Source organism: Pseudomonas sp. VS40, from assembly GCF_018587885.1.
Lineage (GTDB): Bacteria > Pseudomonadota > Gammaproteobacteria > Pseudomonadales > Pseudomonadaceae > Aquipseudomonas > Aquipseudomonas pergaminensis.
Genome location: NZ_JAGYWD010000006.1, coordinates 37693 through 56798, shown reverse-complemented (window position 1 = coordinate 56798; position 19106 = coordinate 37693). Strand labels below are relative to the sequence as shown.

17 protein-coding genes, 1 tRNA gene and 1 pseudogene are annotated in these 19106 nt (G+C 61.1%); 15 read left to right on the top strand and 4 right to left on the bottom strand.

Annotated features, from left to right (window positions below; all coding sequences use genetic code 11):
- Positions 1-2: 2 nt before the first annotated feature.
- The 5 genes from KHP07_RS18595 to KHP07_RS18575 all read left to right on the top strand — a co-directional run bounded on the left by KHP07_RS18595 (position 3) and on the right by KHP07_RS18575 (position 5849).
- Entirely contained in the window at positions 3-1589 is a 1587-nt protein-coding gene (locus KHP07_RS18595) for an ABC transporter substrate-binding protein (protein WP_214497729.1), read from the top strand.
- A 136-nt stretch (positions 1590-1725) separates the two neighbouring features.
- The gene (locus KHP07_RS18590) at positions 1726-2685 is read left to right on the top strand and encodes an ABC transporter permease (RefSeq protein ID WP_214497728.1); all 960 of its coding nucleotides are present in this window, start codon (positions 1726-1728) and stop codon (positions 2683-2685) included.
- 3 nt (positions 2686-2688) lie between these two features.
- Positions 2689-3516: an ABC transporter permease gene (locus KHP07_RS18585; protein ID WP_099492799.1), complete on the top strand. Its 828-nt coding sequence runs from the start codon at positions 2689-2691 to the stop codon at positions 3514-3516.
- A gap of 2 nt (positions 3517-3518) precedes the next feature.
- Positions 3519-5138 carry an ABC transporter ATP-binding protein gene (locus KHP07_RS18580; protein ID WP_214497727.1) on the top strand — a complete coding sequence of 540 codons (1620 nt, stop codon included), beginning with the start codon at positions 3519-3521 and terminating at the stop codon, positions 5136-5138.
- Positions 5139-5147: 9 nt separating this feature from the next.
- Complete coding sequence (locus tag KHP07_RS18575; protein ID WP_099492796.1) at positions 5148-5849, top strand: NAD(P)H-dependent oxidoreductase; 702 nt, start codon at positions 5148-5150, stop codon at positions 5847-5849.
- Positions 5850-5971: 122 nt separating this feature from the next.
- Here the strand turns inward: KHP07_RS18575 and KHP07_RS18570 are convergent, their stop codons facing one another.
- Positions 5972-7051 (bottom strand): 3-deoxy-7-phosphoheptulonate synthase, encoded by a 1080-nt coding sequence (locus tag KHP07_RS18570; RefSeq protein WP_214497726.1) that lies wholly within the window; start codon positions 7049-7051, stop codon positions 5972-5974.
- Between the two features lie 607 nt (positions 7052-7658).
- On the opposite strand from KHP07_RS18570, the gene KHP07_RS18565 reads away from it, so the two are divergent.
- Together KHP07_RS18565 and KHP07_RS18560 are read left to right on the top strand one after the other, a co-directional pair.
- Entirely contained in the window at positions 7659-8408 is a 750-nt protein-coding gene (locus KHP07_RS18565; RefSeq protein ID WP_214497725.1) for a carbon-nitrogen hydrolase family protein, read from the top strand.
- A complete protein-coding gene (locus KHP07_RS18560) occupies positions 8409-8840 on the top strand; it encodes a GNAT family N-acetyltransferase (protein ID WP_214497724.1) in 432 nt (143 codons plus the stop codon). It begins immediately after the preceding gene.
- Positions 8841-8875: 35 nt separating this feature from the next.
- On the opposite strand, the gene KHP07_RS18555 is transcribed toward KHP07_RS18560, so the two are convergent.
- Positions 8876-9115 carry a DNA-binding protein gene (locus tag KHP07_RS18555; RefSeq protein WP_078049181.1) on the bottom strand — a complete coding sequence of 80 codons (240 nt, stop codon included), beginning with the start codon at positions 9113-9115 and terminating at the stop codon, positions 8876-8878.
- 82 nt (positions 9116-9197) lie between these two features.
- Between KHP07_RS18555 and KHP07_RS18550 the strand changes: the two genes are divergently transcribed.
- The 6 genes from KHP07_RS18550 to KHP07_RS18525 all read left to right on the top strand — a co-directional run bounded on the left by KHP07_RS18550 (position 9198) and on the right by KHP07_RS18525 (position 14006).
- Entirely contained in the window at positions 9198-9563 is a 366-nt protein-coding gene (locus KHP07_RS18550) for a helix-turn-helix domain-containing protein (RefSeq protein ID WP_078049180.1), read from the top strand.
- Positions 9564-9714: 151 nt separating this feature from the next.
- Positions 9715-10356, top strand: coding sequence for a response regulator transcription factor GacA (gene gacA / locus KHP07_RS18545; protein WP_032886613.1), 642 nt, complete (start codon positions 9715-9717; stop codon positions 10354-10356).
- 1 nt (position 10357) lies between these two features.
- Positions 10358-12181 (top strand): excinuclease ABC subunit UvrC, encoded by a 1824-nt coding sequence (gene uvrC / locus KHP07_RS18540; RefSeq protein ID WP_078049179.1) that lies wholly within the window; start codon positions 10358-10360, stop codon positions 12179-12181.
- Between the two features lie 32 nt (positions 12182-12213).
- Complete coding sequence (pgsA, locus tag KHP07_RS18535; RefSeq protein WP_099492790.1) at positions 12214-12774, top strand: CDP-diacylglycerol--glycerol-3-phosphate 3-phosphatidyltransferase; 561 nt, start codon at positions 12214-12216, stop codon at positions 12772-12774.
- Positions 12775-12837: 63 nt separating this feature from the next.
- Positions 12838-12913 (top strand) — tRNA-Gly (locus KHP07_RS18530).
- Positions 12914-13154: 241 nt separating this feature from the next.
- The gene (locus KHP07_RS18525; RefSeq protein ID WP_078049177.1) at positions 13155-14006 is read left to right on the top strand and encodes a LysR family transcriptional regulator; all 852 of its coding nucleotides are present in this window, start codon (positions 13155-13157) and stop codon (positions 14004-14006) included.
- Between the two features lie 17 nt (positions 14007-14023).
- On the opposite strand, the gene KHP07_RS18520 is transcribed toward KHP07_RS18525, so the two are convergent.
- On the bottom strand, positions 14024-15478 hold the full coding sequence (locus KHP07_RS18520) for an MFS transporter (RefSeq protein ID WP_214497723.1): 1455 nt from the start codon (positions 15476-15478) through the stop codon (positions 14024-14026).
- Positions 15479-15817: 339 nt separating this feature from the next.
- Between KHP07_RS18520 and KHP07_RS18515 the strand changes: the two genes are divergently transcribed.
- Complete coding sequence (locus KHP07_RS18515; RefSeq protein ID WP_214497722.1) at positions 15818-16576, top strand: SDR family NAD(P)-dependent oxidoreductase; 759 nt, start codon at positions 15818-15820, stop codon at positions 16574-16576.
- A 141-nt stretch (positions 16577-16717) separates the two neighbouring features.
- Here the strand turns inward: KHP07_RS18515 and KHP07_RS18510 are convergent, their stop codons facing one another.
- Positions 16718-17761 (bottom strand): LLM class flavin-dependent oxidoreductase, encoded by a 1044-nt coding sequence (locus KHP07_RS18510; RefSeq protein WP_099492788.1) that lies wholly within the window; start codon positions 17759-17761, stop codon positions 16718-16720.
- A gap of 188 nt (positions 17762-17949) precedes the next feature.
- Here KHP07_RS18510 and KHP07_RS29955 point away from each other — a divergent pair.
- Positions 17950-19038 (top strand): annotated as a pseudogene (locus KHP07_RS29955) (cache domain-containing protein); the annotation flags it as partial.
- Positions 19039-19106: the final 68 nt, after the last annotated feature.

Below are 19106 nucleotides of genomic sequence, written 5' to 3'. Positions count from 1 at the left end.
CCATGAGCGAAAACAACAACAAAATGACTCAAGCGATGCACCGCCGCGACTTCCTCAAACACAGCGCCGTGGCTGGCGCGGTGGCCGCGGCGTTTTCCATGGGCCTGCCGTTGCACGCCTTTGCCGCCGAAGCCACGCCCAAGCCTGGCGGCGTGTTGCGCCTGGGCCTGGCCGGAGGCAGTACCACCGATTCCCGCGACCCTGGCTCCTGGGTCGACACCTTCACCTTTGTCGGCTTTTCGGCGGTGTACAACACCCTCACCGAAATCGCGGTGGATGGCAGCGCGATTCCCGAATTGGCCGAACGGTTCGAATCCACGCCCGATGCGCGGGTGTGGACCTTCTACTTGCGCCCGGGCGTGACCTTTCACAACGGCAAGAGCCTGGCCGCCGAGGATGTGGTGGCGTCGATCAATCATCACCTCGACGCCAAGTCCACTTCAGCCGCCAAGACCGTCCTCGGCGATGTCGCCAGCGTCACGGCCAAAGGTACGGATGCGGTAGTGTTCGAGTTGCATTCGGGCAATGCTGACTTCGCCTACGTGGTCGCCGATTACCACTTGGTGATCATGCCTGCCAAGGACGGCGTGGCTGACTGGCAAGCCGGCGTAGGCACCAGCGGCTATCGCCTGAAAAGCTTCGAACCCGGCGTGCGCATGGACCTGGAGCGCAACCCCGACTACTGGAAACCCGGCCGCGCGCACTTCGCCAGCGCCGAATTGCTCGCCATCGCCGACGGCGCCGCGCGGGTCAATGCGTTGGTCACCGGGCAGGTGGATGTGATCAACAAGGTCGACCTGAAAACCGTGGCACTGCTCAAGCGCAACCCCGGCTTGGTGATTGAAGAAACCAAGGGCGCCCAGCACTACACCTTCCCGATGCTGTGCGACAGCAATGAGTTCAAGAACAACGACATCCGCATGGCAATGAAGCACGCGATTAACCGCGAGACGCTTCTGGCTTCGGTGCTGCACGGCTATGGCCTGGTGGGCAACGACCACCCGATCCAGCCCGGCAGCCGTTTTATCAATAGCGCCCTGGAGCAACGTGCCTACGATCCGGACAAGTCGCGCTTCTACCTGCGCCAGGCCGGTGTGGAGTCGCTCAAGGTACGCCTGCAAGCTTCTGACGCCGCCTACACCGGCGCGGTGGACGCCTCGGTGTTGTTCAAGGAACAGGCACGCCAGGCCGGCATCGACATCGATGTGGTGCGCGAACCGGCCGACGGGTTCTTTTCCAATGTGTGGATGAAGCAGCCGTTCACCACCTCCTTCTGGTACAGCAGCCTGACCGCCGACCGCATGTTCAGCATCGGCTATGCCAAGGGGGCGGCCTGGAATGAAACCCACTGGGACAACCCGCGCTTCAACCAACTGCTCAACGCCGCCCGTGGCGAGATGAACGCGCCGCTGCGCCAGGAGATGTACAACGAAATGCAGGCGCTGTGCCGGGACGATGGCGGCGCGATTGTGCCGCTGTTTGCCAGCTCGGTGGCGGCGCGTTCGAACCGGGTCAACCATGGGCCGCTGACGGCGCCTTATGGCGAGTTGGATGGGTTGCGGTTGATCGAGCGGTGGTGGCAGGCCTGACCCTTGTGGGAGCCGGCTTGCCGGCGATGGCGGACCGGAGGTTGGCGGTGATGCCGCTGGCCTCATCGCTGGCAAGCCCGCTCCTACATCAGGGCGGTGATGTCTTTGAACGCGTGCCCTTTCAAGGAATCCCACGATGAATAGCTTGTTGAAACTGGTCCTCCAACGCCTGGCCCTCGGCGTGCTGTCGTTGTTTGCCGTGTCGGTGATCATCTTCCTGGCCGTGGGCATGCTGCCGGGAGATATCGCCCAGGCCATGCTCGGCCAGTCTGCCACCCCGGAAACCGTGGCGGCGTTCCGGGCGCAACTCGGCCTGGATTTGCCGCCGTTCACGCGGTTTGCGCAATGGCTGCTGCGACTGCTGCACGGTGATCTGGGTGCATCCCTGGCGAACCAGCGACCCATCGCCGAGCTGATCGGCGCGCGTCTGGGCAACACCCTGAGCCTGGCCGCACTGGCAGCGTTGGTCTCGGTGCCCACGGCGCTGGTGCTGGGCATGCTGGCGGCGCTGTATCGCAACAGCTGGTTCGATCGCCTGCTCAATACCTCGGCGTTGAGCGCGGTGTCGTTCCCGGAGTTCTTTGTGGCCTACCTGCTGATCCTGGTGTTCTCGGTGAAACTCGGCTGGTTCCCCAGCCTTTCCAACCTGGCGCCGGATGCCACCCTTGGCACGATCCTGGAACGCTCGGTACTGCCGGTAGCCACCCTGAGCCTGGTGGTGATCGCACAGATGATGCGCATGACCCGCGCGTCGCTGATCAACCTGCTGGCCAGTCCCTATATCGAAATGGCCCGACTCAAGGGTATCAGTCAATCGCGGATTATCTGGCGGCACGCGTTACCCAACGCACTGGCGCCTATCGTCAACGTGGTCGCGCTGAACCTGGCGTACCTGGTGGTGGGTGTGGTGGTGGTCGAGGTGGTGTTTGTCTATCCCGGTCTCGGCCAGTTGCTGGTGGACTCGGTGTCCAAGCGTGACATCCCGGTGGTGCAGGCCTGCAGCCTGATCTTTGCCGCGACCTACATCCTGCTCAATACCGGGGCTGACGTGTTGTCCATCGCCAGCAACCCACGCCTGATGCATCCCAAGGGGTAGCCCATGAACCTGCTGAGCCAAGTGGCCCGCGCGCCGTTGAGCGCCAAGTTCGGCCTGCTGATCATTGTGTTGTACGTCCTGGTTGCGCTGTTCGCACCGCTGCTGGCGCCCTATGGCGAAACCCAGGTGGTGGGCGAGGGTTTTGCGCCCTGGAGCGGCCAGTTCCTGCTGGGCACCGATAACCTGGGGCGCGACATGTTCAGCCGCCTGGTGTACGGCGCGCGCAATACCCTGGGCATCGCGTTCCTGACCACCACATTGGCGTTTCTGCTCGGCGGCTTGAGCGGTTTGGTGGCGGCGATCAAGGGCGGTTGGATTGACCAGGGTTTGTCGCGGGTGGTGGATGTGCTCATGGCCATTCCGCAGTTGATCTTCGCCTTGCTGATTCTGAGTGTGGTGGGCACCAACGCCACGTCGCTGGTGCTGGTGATTGCGTTGCTGGATTCGACCCGGGTGTTTCGCCTCTCGCGTGCCGTGGCGATGACCGTGGTGGTGCAGGACTTTGTCGAGGCCGCCCGCCTGCGCGGTGAAGGCTTGTGGTGGCTGGTCACCCGCGAAGTCCTGCCCAACGCCGCCGCGCCGCTGATTGCCGAATTCGGCCTGCGCTTCTGCTTTGTGTTTCTGTTTATCAGCGCGCTGTCGTTCCTCGGCCTGGGCATCCAGCCGCCCACCGCCGACTGGGGCAGCATGGTGCGCGACAACGCGGTGTTGATTACCTTCGGCGACATCAGCCCTTTGCTGCCGGCCCTGGCGGTGGCGTTGATCACCGTCAGCGTGAATTTTGTCGTCGACTGGATGCTGCATAAATCCAGCGGCTTGAAGGAGTGCTGAGGATGGACAAGCCACTGCTGGAAATCCGCAACCTGCAGATCGAAGGGCATTACGAAGACGCCTGGCACCCGCTGATCAAGGGCATCGACCTGACCTTGCAGCGCGGTGAAGTATTGGGGCTGATCGGCGAGTCGGGTGCGGGTAAATCCACGCTCGGTCTGGCAGCGATGGGCTATGCGCGGGACGGTTGCCGCATCACCGGCGGCTCGGTGTGTTTCGACGGCATCCAGTTGCTGCGGGCCAAACCCGAGGCGCTGCGCCAGCTGCGTGGTTTGCGCATTGCGTACGTGGCGCAAAGTGCGGCAGCGTCGTTCAACCCGGCGCATCGCCTGATCGACCAGCATGTGGAAACGGCGGTGATCAACGGCGGCGTCGACCGTGCCCAGGCCGAGCGCGAAGCGGTGCAATTGTACCGTGTGCTGCGCCTGCCCAACCCGCAGACCATTGGCCAGCGCTACCCCCATCAAGTCTCCGGCGGGCAGTTGCAACGGGTGATGACCGCGATGGCCATGGCCTGTCACCCGGACCTGATTATCTTCGATGAACCCACCACGGCCCTCGACGTCACCACCCAGATCGAAGTACTGGCAGCCATCCGCGACGCGGTAAAAACCTTTGGCAGCGCCGCGTTGTACATCAGTCATGACCTGGCGGTGGTGGCACAGATGGCCGACCGCATCATGGTGCTGCGCCATGGCAAGCTGGTGGAAGAGGCCGATACCCGCAGCATGCTCAGCCAGCCGCAGCAGGACTACACCAAGTCCCTGTGGGCAGTGCGCAGTTTTCGCACCGAGCCCAAGGCGTGTCCGGTCCAGCAAGTGCCGTTGTTGGATGTGCAGCAGGTGAGCGCCAGTTATGGGCATCAACCGGTGCTGCATGAGGTGTCGATGAAGCTCTATCGTGGCCAGACCCTGGCGGTGATTGGCGAGTCCGGCAGTGGCAAAAGCTCCACGGCGCGTTTGATCACCGGGTTGTTGCCGGCGACGGCGGGGCAGGTGATGTATGACGGCGCGCCCTTGCCCGCGGACTTTCGAAAGCGCAGCAAGGAGCAATTGCGACGTATCCAGATGATCTATCAAGTCCCGGACACCGCGCTGAATCCGCGTCAGCGCATCGTCGACATCATCGGCCGGCCGCTCACGTTTTACCTGGGCCTCAAAGGCAAGGCCCTGCGCGCGCGGGTCGCCGAGTTGCTGGAGATGATCGAGTTGGACCCGGCGGTGTTCATGGCGCGCCAGCCGCGCGAGCTGTCCGGTGGCCAGAAACAGCGGATTTGCATCGCCCGCGCGCTGGCGGCCGACCCGCAACTGATCATCTGCGACGAAGTCACCTCGGCCCTCGATCAACTGGTGGCCGAGGGCGTGTTGAAACTGCTCGACCGCCTCCAACAGCAATTGGGCGTGGCCTACCTGTTTATCACCCACGACGTGGCCACCGTGCGCGCGATTGCCGACGAGGTGGTGGTGATGCAGCGGGGCAGGGTGGTGGACCAGGGCAGCCGCAACGCGATTTTTACCCCGCCGTACCAGGACTACACCGGCCTGCTGTTTTCATCGGAGCCGGAAATGGACCCGGACTGGCTCGATCACTTGCTGGCCCAACGGGCAGCGCACACCGTTTGAGGAATTTGTATGAAGGTTTTGATTGTTCACGCCCACCCTGAGCCGCAGTCGTTTACCGCTGCCTTGCGCGACCAGGCGGTCGCCACGCTGGAGCGCCAGGGGCATGAGGTTCAGGTCAGTGATTTGTACGCCATGCAGTGGAACCCGGTGGCGTCGGCGGCGGACTTTTCGTCGCGGGAAAATCCCGACTACCTGGTGTATGCCCTGGAGCAGCGCCTTGGGGTGAAAAAGCAGTCGATCGCGGCGGACATCCAGGGCGAATTGGACAAGCTGCTGTGGGCTGATCTGTTGATCCTCAACTTTCCGATCTTCTGGTTCTCGGCGCCGGCGATGCTCAAGGGCTGGATCGACCGGGTGCTGGTGTCGGGGGTGTGTTACGGCGGCAAGCGCTTTTACGATCAGGGTGGGCTGGCGGGCAAGCGTGCGCTGGTCACGGTGACCCTGGGCGGACGCGAGCACATGTTTGGTGAGGGCGCGATCCACGGGCCGCTGGAGGATATGTTACGGCCGATTCTGCGCGGAACGCTGGCGTATGTGGGCTATGACGTACTGGCACCGTACGTGGCGTGGCATGTGCCGTATATCAGTGCTGAAGCGCGACAGGAGTTCCTGGTGGGGTATGCGCAGCGGTTGCAAGGGCTGGCGGATGAACAGCCCTTGGTGTTTCCGAAGCTTGAGCAGTTTGATGAGGCGCTGTATCCCCTGTCGTGAGCCAAACACTGATCAAATGTGGGAGCTGGCTTGCCTGCGATAACAGTACATCAGCTACAGTTTTGTAGCCTGACACTGCGCCATCGCAGGCGGGCCGGCTCCCACATTTCGATCTCGACCAATCAGTTGGTTTTGTGTTGTTGGCGCAAACGCTCGGCCGCACTGCGCAGCAATTGCTCGGTGCCGTCCCAGCCCAGGCAGCCGTCGGTCACGGACACGCCGTATTTCATCGACGCGCTCAGCGGCTGGCAGCCTTCGAACAGGTGGCTTTCGAGCATCATGCCGATCAGCGAGGTGTCGCCCTTAAGGCGTTGTTCCAGTACTTCGTTGAACACCGCCGGTTGACGCAACGGGTCCTTGCCGCTGTTGGCGTGGCTGCAATCGACCATGATCCGCGCCGCCACCTTGGACTTGGCCAGGTCGTGCTTCACCTGCGCTACGTTCTGCGCATCGTAGTTCGGCCCACGATGACCGCCGCGCAGTACCAGGTGCGTGTCGGGGTTGCCCGGGGTCTGGATAATCGCCGGGTGGCCCTGGCTGTCGACGCCGAAATGGCGGTGCGGGTGAGAGGCCGAGCGCATCGCGTCGCAGGCAATCGCCACGCCGCCGTCGGTGCCGTTCTTGAAGCCCACGGGCATGCCCAGGCCGCTGGCCATCTCGCGGTGGATCTGCGATTCGGTGGTGCGCGCACCAATCGCGACCCAGCTGAGCAAGTCATCGAAGTAGCCGGCGGCCATCGGTTGCAGCAGTTCAGTGGCGACCGGCAGGCCCAGGCGCAGCATTTCTCGCATCAGTTCGCGGGACAGCGTGAGGCCGGCGGCCATGTCATCGCTGCCATCCAGGTGCGGGTCGTAAGCCAGGCCTTTCCAGCCGATGGTGGTGCGCGGTTTTTCGACGTAGGCACGGATCACCAGCAGCATCTGGTCGCTGACTTCCAGCGCGAGCTTCCTCAGGTTGCGCGCGTATTCCATGGCCGATTCCGGGTCGTGGATCGAGCACGGGCCGACGATCACCAGCAAACGCGAATCTTCGCCATTGAGGATGGCGCGCACGGCGTGGCGATGGGCGTGGACTTGTTCGTTGAGGAAGGGGCTGAGCGGCAGCTTGAGCTTTACATCCAGGGAGCTGGGCAGACGCTGGGTCAGGGCTTCATTGGCACTGGTGAGGGCAGAAACGGGCAGAGCGGCGGTGGCAGAGTTCATATTCAAGGCTTCCTGGGCAAGCGGCGGGCAGTTCCCGCGCGCTTTGCCCTACTGGGGTGTTCGACAATTGGCCGTGTTGGCTACGTGTGTTGGCTTGCCACCAATAGGTGACCGATCGGAGGCGGCAGGCTGTCCCGAGCGGAGCTGGCTAAATCGCCATGCGGTGGAGGTTTCGTAGCGGTAATAGGTGGCGTAGTTCATGTCGTGTGTCCTTTAAAGTGTTCTGCAAAATTGATAGAGGCCTGAAAAAACAAAACCCCCGGTCGGGGAGCCGACCGGGGGTTTAGATTTCTCTGGTAGGCGACCCCTTGAGTAGTGGGCGCCGATTTCAGGTATCAGGCGCGCCAGTGGCTAAACCAATACCCAAAATAAAAGCTTACCGCTGCGCTCGAACCGCTCACACGGGTAGCCGACACCGAGCGCGAGGCGCTGGCAGCAGGGCAAACCTGAGTGTGGGTGAGTTGCAACATGGTAGGTCTCCAAATGATGGGGGGAGCTTACTAGAGGCATGCAGGAGGATTCAATCAGTAATTTCTATCGCGCACCGACCCCAACCGCTATGGGGCGAGATATGCTTGTAGGCACTTGATGATGCTTGGACGCGACCATGACTGCCCTGACCCTTGCTGCTGCTCAAACCCTTTCCATCGCGAGCGACCTGCCGGCCAATATCGAACGCCACCTGGCATTCATGCAAGCGGCTGCCGGCCATGGCGTGCAAGTGCTGGTGTTTCCGGAGCTGTCGTTGACCGGGTACGAACCGTCATTGGCGGCAGGCTTGGCGATTGCGCCTGACGACCCTGTGTTGACGCCACTGCGGGACATGGCGCGGGAACTGCGGCTGACGGCGGTGGTGGGGATGCCCATCCGCCTGGCGCCTGAAGGGGGAGTGTTGATCGGTGCGCTGGTGTTGGCCGCGGATGGCTCCGTGGCGGTCTACACCAAACAGCATTTGCATCCTGGCGAAGAACTGGCATTTGTCGCGGGGCAGGGCGGCGCGGCCCTGGAACGGGGGAGCGACCGAATTGCGCTGGCGGTGTGCGCGGACTTCACCCATGGCAGCCATCCGCGTCTCGCGGCTGAGGCCGGCGCCACGGTTTACGCCGCCGGCGTGTTGATCAGCGAGGGCGGCTACGCCACAGACAGCGCGTTGCTCCAGGGCTATGCGGCCGAGCATGGCCTGCTGGTGTTGATGGCCAACCATGGTGGCCCATCCGGTGGTTATGTGTGCGCCGGTCGCAGCGCTATCTGGACGGCTGACGGCGGTTTACTCGCCGCCGTTCCTGGTGTCGGCGAGGCGCTGGTGATTGCCCGTCGCCAGGGCGGGCAGTGGGCCGGTCAAGTGGTTGCCGTCTGAATGGCGTTCCATCTGCGCGCGGCGACAGACCAGGACCTGCCGTTTGCACGAAACCTGACCTTTGCAGCCATGAGCCGTTACTACCGGCAGTACGGCCTGGTGTGGTCCAACGATGGCTTCGACGTCGCCTGGGCGGGCCGCGAGAACTGGCTGGTCTGCAACGAGGAAGGGGTGATGGGCTTTATCAGTTTGAGCCGCGACAGCCGAGCGCTCTATATCCGCGAGTTGCATATGCTCGAGGCCTGTCGAGGGCTGGGCGCGGGCAGTTGGGTGTTGGAGCAGATGGCAATCAAGGCCCAGGCCCTGGGCTTGTTGCGCCTGACCGTGTTCAAGACCAATCCGGCGAGGAGGCTCTATCAGCGCTGCGGGTTGAGCATTGTCGGTGAGGAAGACTGCTTCTGGCGCATGGAGCGCGTCTGCCATTCAAGCTAAACCATGCATCTGACGCTAATAAGCGCATACTGGCTTCAGGAAATGACTTCCTGAGCGTTGTGCTGGCTATCGGCCTCAGCAAGGATGATCCCTTCTTTCATGCCCAACAGGACCGCCACCTTGTGGGCTTCTCCACGCCGTCCCTTTTTGCGCCCAGCGAGCACTTGATAGGTGGTTGCCGGATCAACGCCATGTTCACGAGCGAACGCTTGGACTGACTTGCCTTGATGTTCCAGCCAGGCCTTGGCTTGTGCAGCAGTACGGATTCCGGGCATAGTTCAAAACCGTTCAAATTCGTTTAACAATGAGATGAGGGTGTCACCTCTTGGGGTGTGCCAAAAAGGATCATACATCCAAATGAGTGGAATCGGTTCGCGTTTGAGGCAAGAGAGAGAGCGACTTGGCCTGTCGCAAAAAGTATTTGGTGAAATAGGAGGCGTTGAAGCCAACGCGCAAGGTAAATACGAAAGCGGAGGGCGAGCACCCAAGGCTGACTACTTGTCGCGTGTGGCCGAAAAGGGAGTAGATGTGTTGTACGTGCTGACCGGTGTGACTACGCCGATCCAGCTGGAAAACCTCAGCCAGATCGAAGAAAAGGTACTGGGTGACTACCGCGCAATGTTCAAGGAAGACCAGGCTGCGATCCGCCGCTTGACGTCAACTCTGGCCGAGCACTCCGTTTTGCAGAACGGGAAAACCAAGCCGCAGCCCCAGGATTCCTGACCCGCTGCCCAACAAATACAGCCGTTCACCCCTTGGTGGGCGGCCACTGTGTGTTCAAACGCTATATATATGACGCTTGCAGCTAGGTCTGCGCCTTGGTTTTTTGCTAAGGTGTTCAGCAACCTATAAGACCATATCGCGAGGTGTCTGCTTGATTAGGGTGCTAGTAGTCGATGACCATGATCTCGTTCGTACAGGCATTACACGAATGCTGGCTGACATCGATGGCCTGCAAGTAGTCGGCCAGGCCGAATCGGGTGAAGAGTCCCTGATCAAGGCCCGGGAGTTGAAACCCGATGTGGTGCTGATGGATGTCAAGATGCCTGGTATCGGCGGTCTTGGCGCCACGACCAAATTGTTGCGCAGCCATCCGGACATCAAAGTCGTGGTGGTGACCGTGTGTGAAGAAGACCCGTTCCCGACTCGCCTGTTGCAGGCGGGCGCAGCCGGTTACCTGACCAAAGGTGCAGGCCTGGCCGAGATGGTGCAAGCCATCCGCCTGGTGTTTGCCGGCCAGCGTTACATCAGTCCGCAGATTGCCCAGCAATTGGCCATCAAATCTTTCCAGCCCGTCAGCGACTCGCCATTCGATGCGCTGTCGGAGCGGGAAATCCAGATCGCCTTGATGATCGTCGGTTGCCAGAAGGTGCAGACGATCTCCGACAAGCTGTGCCTGTCGCCCAAGACCGTCAACACCTACCGCTATCGCATTTTCGAGAAGCTCGCCATCAGCAGTGATGTTGAATTGACCCTGCTCGCAGTGCGCCACGGCATGGTGGACGCCAGCGCCTGACATGACCACACCGTTTGATCCAAGTGCCTTCCTCTCTACCTGCAGTGGCCGCCCCGGCGTGTACCGCATGTTCGACAGCGAGGCACGCCTGCTCTATGTCGGCAAAGCCAAGAACCTGAAAAACCGCCTGGCGAGCTACTTTCGCAAGAGCGGTCTCGCGCCCAAGACCGCGGCGCTGGTGGCGCGTATCGCCCAGGTCGAAACCACCATTACCGCCAATGAAACCGAAGCGCTGCTGCTCGAGCAGACGCTGATCAAGGAATGGCGGCCGCCCTACAACATTCTGCTGCGCGACGATAAATCCTACCCGTACGTGTTTTTGTCCGACGGCAACTTCCCACGCCTGAGCATTCACCGGGGCGCAAAGAAGCAGAAGGGCAAGTACTTCGGCCCCTATCCGAGCGCCGGCGCGATCCGCGAAAGCCTGAGCCTGCTGCAAAAAACCTTTTTTGTCCGCCAGTGCGAAGACAGCTTCTACAAGAACCGCACGCGGCCGTGCCTGCAATACCAGATCAAGCGCTGCAAGGCCCCGTGCGTCGGCCTGGTCGAGCCGGCCGAGTATGCCGAGGATGTACGCCATTCGGTGATGTTCCTCGAAGGGCGCAGCAATGCCCTCACCGACGAGCTTTCCGGCGCCATGGAGCAGGCCGCCAGCACCCTGGACTTCGAGCGCGCCGCTGAGCTGCGTGACCAGATCTCGCTGCTGCGCCGTGTGCAGGATCAGCAGAGCATGGAAGGCGGCAGCGGTGACGTGGATGTCATCGCGGCCTTCGTCAATCCGGGCGGCGCCTGCGTGCACCTGATCAGCGTGCGGGGCGGGCGGGTACTGGGCAGCAAGAACTTCTTTCCGCAGACCGGTATCGATGAGGAAGTGGCCGAAGTCATGGCGGCCTTCCTTGGGCAGTACTACGTCAGCAGCCCCGAGCGCGACCTGCCGTCGGAACTGATCGTCAATGTGGTGCATGAAGACTTCCCCACGCTGATCGAGGCGATCCACGAACTGCGCGGCCGCGAGCTGGACATCAGCCACCGCGTACGCGGCACCCGCGCGCGGTGGCAGCAACTGGCGGTGACCAATGCCGAACAGGCCCTGGGCGCGAGGCTGGCCAATCGACAGCACGTCGCTGCACGCTTCGATGCCTTGGCCGAAGTCCTCAACCTGGACGAACCGCCGCAGCGCCTGGAGTGCTATGACATCAGCCACTCCAGCGGCGAGGCCACGGTGGCCTCCTGCGTGGTATTCGGCCCGGAAGGGCCGATCAAATCCGATTACCGGCGCTATAACATCGAAGGCGTCACCGCCGGCGATGACTACGCGGCCATGCACCAGGCCTTGACCCGGCGTTTCAGCAAGTTGAAGGACGGCGAGGGCAAGTTGCCGGATATCCTGCTGGTCGACGGCGGCAAGGGTCAGTTGTCCATGGCCCGCGATGTGCTCAACGAGCTGGCGGTGCCCGACTTGATCCTGCTCGGCGTGGCCAAGGGCGCCACGCGCAAGGCTGGTTTCGAGACGTTGTACTTGAATGATGCCGCCCATGAGTTCACCTTGAAGGGTGACTCACCCGCGCTGCACCTGATCCAGCAGATCCGCGACGAAGCCCACCGTTTCGCAATTACCGGCCACCGCGCCCGGCGTGGCAAAACCCGGCGAACCTCAACCCTGGAAGGGGTGGCGGGGGTTGGGCCGACACGGCGTCGCGACTTGCTTAAACATTTTGGTGGCTTGCAGGAGCTGTCCCGTGCCAGCATTGACGAAATAGCCAAAGCACCCGGTATCAGTAAAAAGCTCGCTGAGTTGATTTATGCGAATCTGCATAGCGAATAGAATGCCTTTCCACCTCGTAGCCAGTTGTGCCGATGAATATCCCTAATCTGATCACCGTTCTACGCGTCCTGCTTATTCCGATTTTTATCCTGTTGTTCTATTTGCCGTATGAATGGAGCTACGCGGCCTCCAGTTCGGTGTTTGCCTTCGCGGCCGCCACCGACTGGCTCGACGGTTACCTGGCCCGCCGCCTGGAACAGAGCACGCCGTTCGGCGCGTTCCTCGACCCGGTGGCCGACAAACTCATGGTCGCCGTCGCCCTGGTCCTGCTGGTGCAAGAACATGGCAACCTGTGGCTGACCCTGCCGGCCGCCGTGATCATCGGCCGCGAGATCGTGGTCTCGGCCCTGCGCGAATGGATGGCCGAAATCGGCGCCCGCGCTCACGTCGCCGTCTCCAATATGGGCAAATGGAAAACCGCTGCGCAAATGCTTGCGCTGGTTATCCTGTTGGCCAACCCGTCGGACTTCACCTTCTGGGTCCTGCTGGGCTACGCCTTGCTGCTCATTGCTGCGGGCCTGACGCTGTGGTCCATGCTCCAGTATCTGCGCGCCGCTTGGCCGCATCTGCGCACCACCGTTGAAAAGAAATAAAACTTTTTTGAATCAAGGGGTTGACGGGTTCTGATAATTCTATAGAATGCGCATCACCAAGACGCGGGAATAGCTCAGTTGGTAGAGCACGACCTTGCCAAGGTCGGGGTCGCGAGTTCGAGTCTCGTTTCCCGCTCCAAATACAAAGAAAAAGCCACTCTAACGAGTGGCTTTTTTTTGCCTGCGATTTGGCCTTTTCTACGATGAGCAGCGGGATGATGGCTTTGCCCAGGCTTCCCGTCCCGATTAAGCCGATATTCATACGGGTCCCCGCTTTTCGGCTCGGGCGAGCATCCAGGCCGCTGAGTATGTGGGCGAGGGGATTGCTACGGGAGGGTCAATGTTGCACTCTCATCGTTCATGTTTGTACGAGGTGAGGGATGGACTGGAGTGACATGCGGGTCTTCCTGGCGATTGCCCGCAGCGGCTCTTTGGGCGGTGCTGCCAAACAGTTGGGTGTCAGCCACCCGACAGTGGGGCGACGCTTGCAGGTACTTGAACAGGGCAGCGGGCAGCCGTTTTTTCTTCGGACTGCCCAAGGGTTGGTACTGACCGACAGTGGTGAAAAGATCCTCAGCCTGGCGCAAGAGATGGAGCACAGTGCGCTGGCCATCGAGCGGCGCATGGCGGGTGACAGTGCCCAGCCTGAAGGTCTGTTGCGGATTTCATCTGCGGACTGGTTTGCCTGTTACGTCCTGTCCCCGGTCCTGAGCGAGTTGGCGCGACGTTACCCTTTGATCGTCCCTGAGGTTATCGCCGGGCATCGGCTATTTGACCTGTCTCGCCGCGATGCGGATATCGCTTTTCGTATCGTCCCCTTCACAGAACCCGACATCGTTCACCGCAAGCTGACAACCATGCCCTACGGCCTGTATTCGGCCGTTGGATTACCTGTGCCGAAGCCCCAGGGTGAAGGCCTGGGTTTGATCACCATGAACATCGCCCAAGCCCACTACCCGGATGTGCAATGGTTGCAGCAGCGTTATCCGCTTGCCCGGACCGTGTTCACCAGCAGCAGCCGCACGGTTCAGGCCCAGATGTGTGCGCAAGGCTTCGGCGTGGCAGTGCTGCCGCGTTCGCTTGGCGACCAGGTGCCTGCACTCAAGCTGCTTGATCCGGATGAGCCGCCACCGGGCCGTGATATCTGGATGGGGTATCACCAGGACATGCGGCAGATGGACAGGCTGCGCGCGCTCGCCGACCTAGCGTCCAGCATGATCGGCTCCGAGTGAGGGGTGGGCCGGTCCACTCAGCTTGGGCGCACCCTTGATGCATCCGGTATGGGCGCAGGCTGGCGCGCCAGGGTGACGCTCAGTCCCGCGCCCAGGGCCAGGCACGCGGCAATACACAGTATGGACATGGTGAAGGCGTGAGTGATGGCCGCCGCGTCTGTGCGCGCGCCTAGCAAGGTATAGAAAATACCGCCGATCAACGCGACGCTCAGCGACGTACTGACTTGCAACGTGGAACTGGTAATACCTGCAATCATGCCGGAGTAGGCCGGCGCCACGCGCCCGGTGACCATTCGCATCAATGTTGGCATGGCGAGCCCTTGCCCGAAGCCGATCACAAACAGGATCACCGCAAGCAGCAGGGATGGCGGAGTGACGCCGGTCGGTGTCACCAACACAAGCCAGGTCAAGGCCAGCAACCCGACGACCTCCAATCCCATGCCTGCGCAATTTACGTAAGCGCCTAACAAGCGCCTGCCTTGCGAAGTCGACAACGGCCCAAGCAGAAATCCCGTGCCGAATGGCAGGAAGATCAGCCCCGCGCTGAGTGCGGTTGCATGCAGTGCGCTTTGCAAATACATCGAAAACAACAAGAAAAACACACCGATCGAGTAGAAGGACAGGGCAACCAGCAGCGCTCGACCCAGCCCCGGCGCCTGCAGCGCGGCCGGGTCGAGCAACGGTGCGCCACCGACCAGGCGCAAACGCGTTTCGTATTGCCAGAACAACCAGGCCAACAACGGCGCGGCAGCAATTGAAAGCCATGACCACAGAGGCCAACCCGCTTCACGCCCTTCGATCAATGGCACGATCAGCGCGCCCAGCGTCATCATCGACAGCGCCGTGCCGCCCAGATCCAGCTTGCTCGCATGGCGGGTACGCGTTTCCCTCAATGCGGGGATGCCAAACAGAATGACCAGCAGTGCAATCGGCAGATTCACAAGAAAAATCGCCCGCCACCCCATGCCCATCAGATTGAGCGAAATCAAGATTCCGCCCAGAGCCTGGCCGATCACCGACGCCAGACCAAAGACAGCCCCATAGAGGCTGAGCGCCAAGGGCTTTTCGGATTCCGGGAAAATCGCCTGCACCGAAGCGAGCGCCTGGGGCGCCATCACCGCGGCCGTGATGCCTTGTAGCGCACGACCGCTGATCAAAACCCAAGGCGAAGAGGCCAGCCCGCATATCAGCGAAGCTGCCGCGAAACCTATCAAGCCGAGGAAAAACATCCGCCCGCGACCGTAAAGATCGCCGAGTCGTCCGCCGGTGATCAACGTGACGGCATAGAGCGCGGCATATGACGAAATGACCAGCTGTTCGGCGGAGGAGGAGGTGCCTAACTCCTCTTGAATAGACGGTAGTGCGACATTGACGATGAAGAAGTCCAGAGGTGGCAGAAAAGCGCCGACCAACAGGATTGCGAACATAAACCAGCGTCGCCGTTCGACTGGCATCACTTCGATCTGAGACATAAGGGGTGTCCTGTTTGAGACCGTAGGGTTCCCAAATTTATTAGAGGCCTGAACACCCGTCGGGCAGACGCAGCGTGTACCCGATCAGGCATCCACGGCGTCCAGCATCACTTGAGGGCGCCTCGGGCTGTTTGAATGACTCATCGGCACAATCTCTTGGATTTCGGGGCATTCCCAGAGCCGATCGGGTTCAAAACTAAACGATTCATCGCCGGATTTCGCCGCACAAATATGTACGTCCGGCGTTCAGTTATGGCAGTGCCGCTCACCCCGAATGACTCCCACAATAGGGCCATTGTTATGTCAATGATCCACACAACCACCGCCGAGGAGTCAGGTATGTCAGGTAAATTCAGTGATCAAGTTGCCGTTGTGACGGGCGCTTCCACCGGGATCGGATTTGCGATTGCGCAGGCGTTGATTGCCGAGGGGGCAAGGCGCGTTTACATCACTGGACGTTCATTCGGCACGCTCGAGGCAGCGGTCGCCACGTTGGGCGACAAGGCGGTTGCGGTCCTTTCCGATGTATCACGTCAGTCCGATCTTGATGGCCTCAGGGCGACAATCGAGGCGCAGGGTGATCAGTTGGACGCGGTATTTGCCAACGCGGGTATCTGTGAAAAAAATCCGCTGGGCGAGACCCAAGAGGCAACGTACTACAGCGTTTTCGACATTAACGTGAAGGGTGTCTTCTTCACGGTCCAAACGCTCTTGCCGTTGATGAAAGACGGCTCGTCAGTGGTCTTGACGGCTTCCATCTGCTCCAGCAACGGTATGGAGGGGCTGAGTCTCTATAACGCGTCCAAGGCAGCAGTGCGATCCTTTGCACGCACTTGGGCGAATGAGCTCAAAGGCCGCAAGATTCGCGCGAATGTATTGAGCCCTGGCTTCACCCGCACCCCACTGATGGATAACGGTTTGAAAATGAGCGAGACCGAGATCGACGCGCTTCGCCAATACGTCGAGCAGATCACCCCTTTGGGCTACATGGCCCAACCAGAAGAGATCGCTAGTTCAGCCCTGTTCCTGGCGTCCGCCGATGCCAAATATGTCAACGGCGTTGAGCTGATGGTCGATGGCGGTCTTTCGCAAATCTAGAGAATTGCCGGCTGAAAAAGCCGGAAGGAAAACGCTGCCGAGCGCGCCTGGTATCCACCAAGGCTTCACGGCGTGCCCGCAGCGCTTCGATCTACACATTGGCTGAGTGCACAGTTGGCCGCCGTGCACTTCACCGCACGCTTAACGGAACGCGGGCACCACGTGCTTGATAAACAGCTCCAGGGATTTTTTCTTCTCGGCGTGGGGCAGGCTGTTATCACACCAGAAGCTGAACTCGTCGACGCCCAGTTCCTGGTAGTACTGGATGCGCGGGATGATTTCTTCCGGTGTACCGATCATCGCGGTCTTGTGCAGGCTTTCCAGTTCGAATTCGGGGCGCCCGACGAATTTCTCTTCCGGGCTTGGATCAAGGAAGCCGTTGACGGGCACGGTTTTGTTACCGAACCACGCATCGAAGGTGCGATAGAACTTCGAGATCGCCTTGGCCCCGACTTTCCAGCCTTCGGGGTCATCGACTGCGTGCACGTGGGTGTGGCGCAGCACCATCAATTGCGGGCGCGGCACGTCGGGGTTGTTGTCGAGGGCGGCCTGGAATTTGTTTTTCAGGTCGAGGACTTCTTCGTCGCCCTTCATCAACGGGGTGACCATCACGTTGCAGCCGTTGGCCACTGCGAAGTTGTGGGAGTCGGGGTCGCGGGCGGCGATCCACATCGGCGGGTTGGGCTGCTGGATCGGCTTGGGTACGCTGGTGGAGGTGGGGAATTTCCAGATATCGCCGTCGTGGGCATAGTCGCCTTTCCACAGGGCGCGCACCACCGGCACCATCTCGCGCAGCGCCTGGCCGCCGCTTGAGGCGGGCATGCCGCCGGCCATGCGGTCGAACTCAACCTGGTAGGCGCCTCGGGCCAGGCCGACTTCCATGCGCCCGTTGCTGATCACGTCGAGCAGGGCGCATTCGCCCGCCACGCGCAGAGGGTGCCAGAACGGCGCGATGATGGTACCGGCGCCCAGGTGAATGGTGGTGGTCTTGGCCGCGAGGTAAGCCAGAAGCGGCATCGGGCTTGGCGAGATGGTGTATTCCATGGCGTGGTGTTCACCAATCCACACGGTGCTGAAGCCACCGGCCTCAGCCATCAGGGTCAGTTCGGTCAGGTCTTCGAACAACTGGCGATGGCTCACACTCTCATCCCAACGTTCCATGTGTACGAACAGGGAAAACTTCATGACGCTTACCTCGGATCTATTGTGATCGGCCTGTCGACTGCGGGCCCTTAAGTACTCTCGCCTGGGTGAAGCATGCCGGTGAAGACGGCTGTTCGGCGGATTGATTGTTGGTATACCATAATACGGCATATCCGCAAAACTTTTCTCTCCAACGGTTACACCCTCACCTCACAAGGAAGGCGAGCTCGATGAACATAAAACAAAAACTAATCCTGGCCTTTGCGGTGATTGCCAGCCTACCGGTGATTCTGGTGGCTGTGCTGATCATCCTCAATGTGCGCCATGAGGCACGGGACGGCTTTGTCGACAGCAGTGGGCGCGAGATTCGCCAGGTCGACAACGCGATGCAGCTGTTTTTCGAAGGGATCAGCCAGAACGTCGCTTACCTGGCCGCGCATCCGCAGTTACAGGCGATCAATGCCGATGTGAAACGCTACCTGGCCAGCGATGCCGCGCAAATCGCTCCCGGCGCACGCGACCAGCAACTGTTCACCTTGTTTGAGGGGCTGGCCAAGAGTCATTCGGCCTATACCTACCTGTCCCTGGGCACCGAGGACGGCGGCTACGTGTTCTGGCCCGGCGACCCCAAGCTTGCCAGCTACGACCCCCGCACGCGGCCCTGGTACAAGACGGCCATGGCGCAGCCGGGCAAGACCCTGCGCACCGAAGCCTATTACTGGGCCGCCGACGATGTGGTGCTGGTCAGCACCGTGCAAAGTTTCAATGACCAACAGGGCAAGGCGAGCGGGGTGGTCAACATCGACGTCTCCCTCAAGCAGCTGACCGACCTGGTCAAGCAGATCAAGCTGGGCGAAAGCGGCTACCTGATGCTGATGGAAGCCAACAACACCGTGCTGGTCGACCCGCATGACCCGTCCCACAATTTCAAGCAGTTGGGCCAGTTGGGTGAAGGCTATCGGCAGTTGAGCGAGGCCGGCCAAGGCCTGGTGCAGGTCGAGTTGGCGGGTGAGCGCTACATGGCCCTGGTATGGCCGTCCAAGGCCTTGGGCTGGCGGTTTGTCGGGCTGGTGCGCGAGAGTGAGGTGATGGCCGGCGCGGCACGCCTGACGTGGCTGATCGCGGGCATCGCACTGGTGTGCGGTGTGTTGTTCGCGGTGGCGGGTGCGTGGTTTGCCGGGCTGATCGTCAAACCAATTCGCGGCGTGGCCAGTGGCCTGGAAAGCATCGCCCAGGGCGAAGGTGACCTGACCGCGCGCCTGGCAGTGAAAGGCCGCGACGAGACGGCGCAGCTCGCCGGCTGGTTCAACCAGTTCCTCGAAGCCATACGCACGTTGATCCAGCGCATCGGCCAGGCCGCCGGGCAGATCCACAGCAGCTCTGGCAG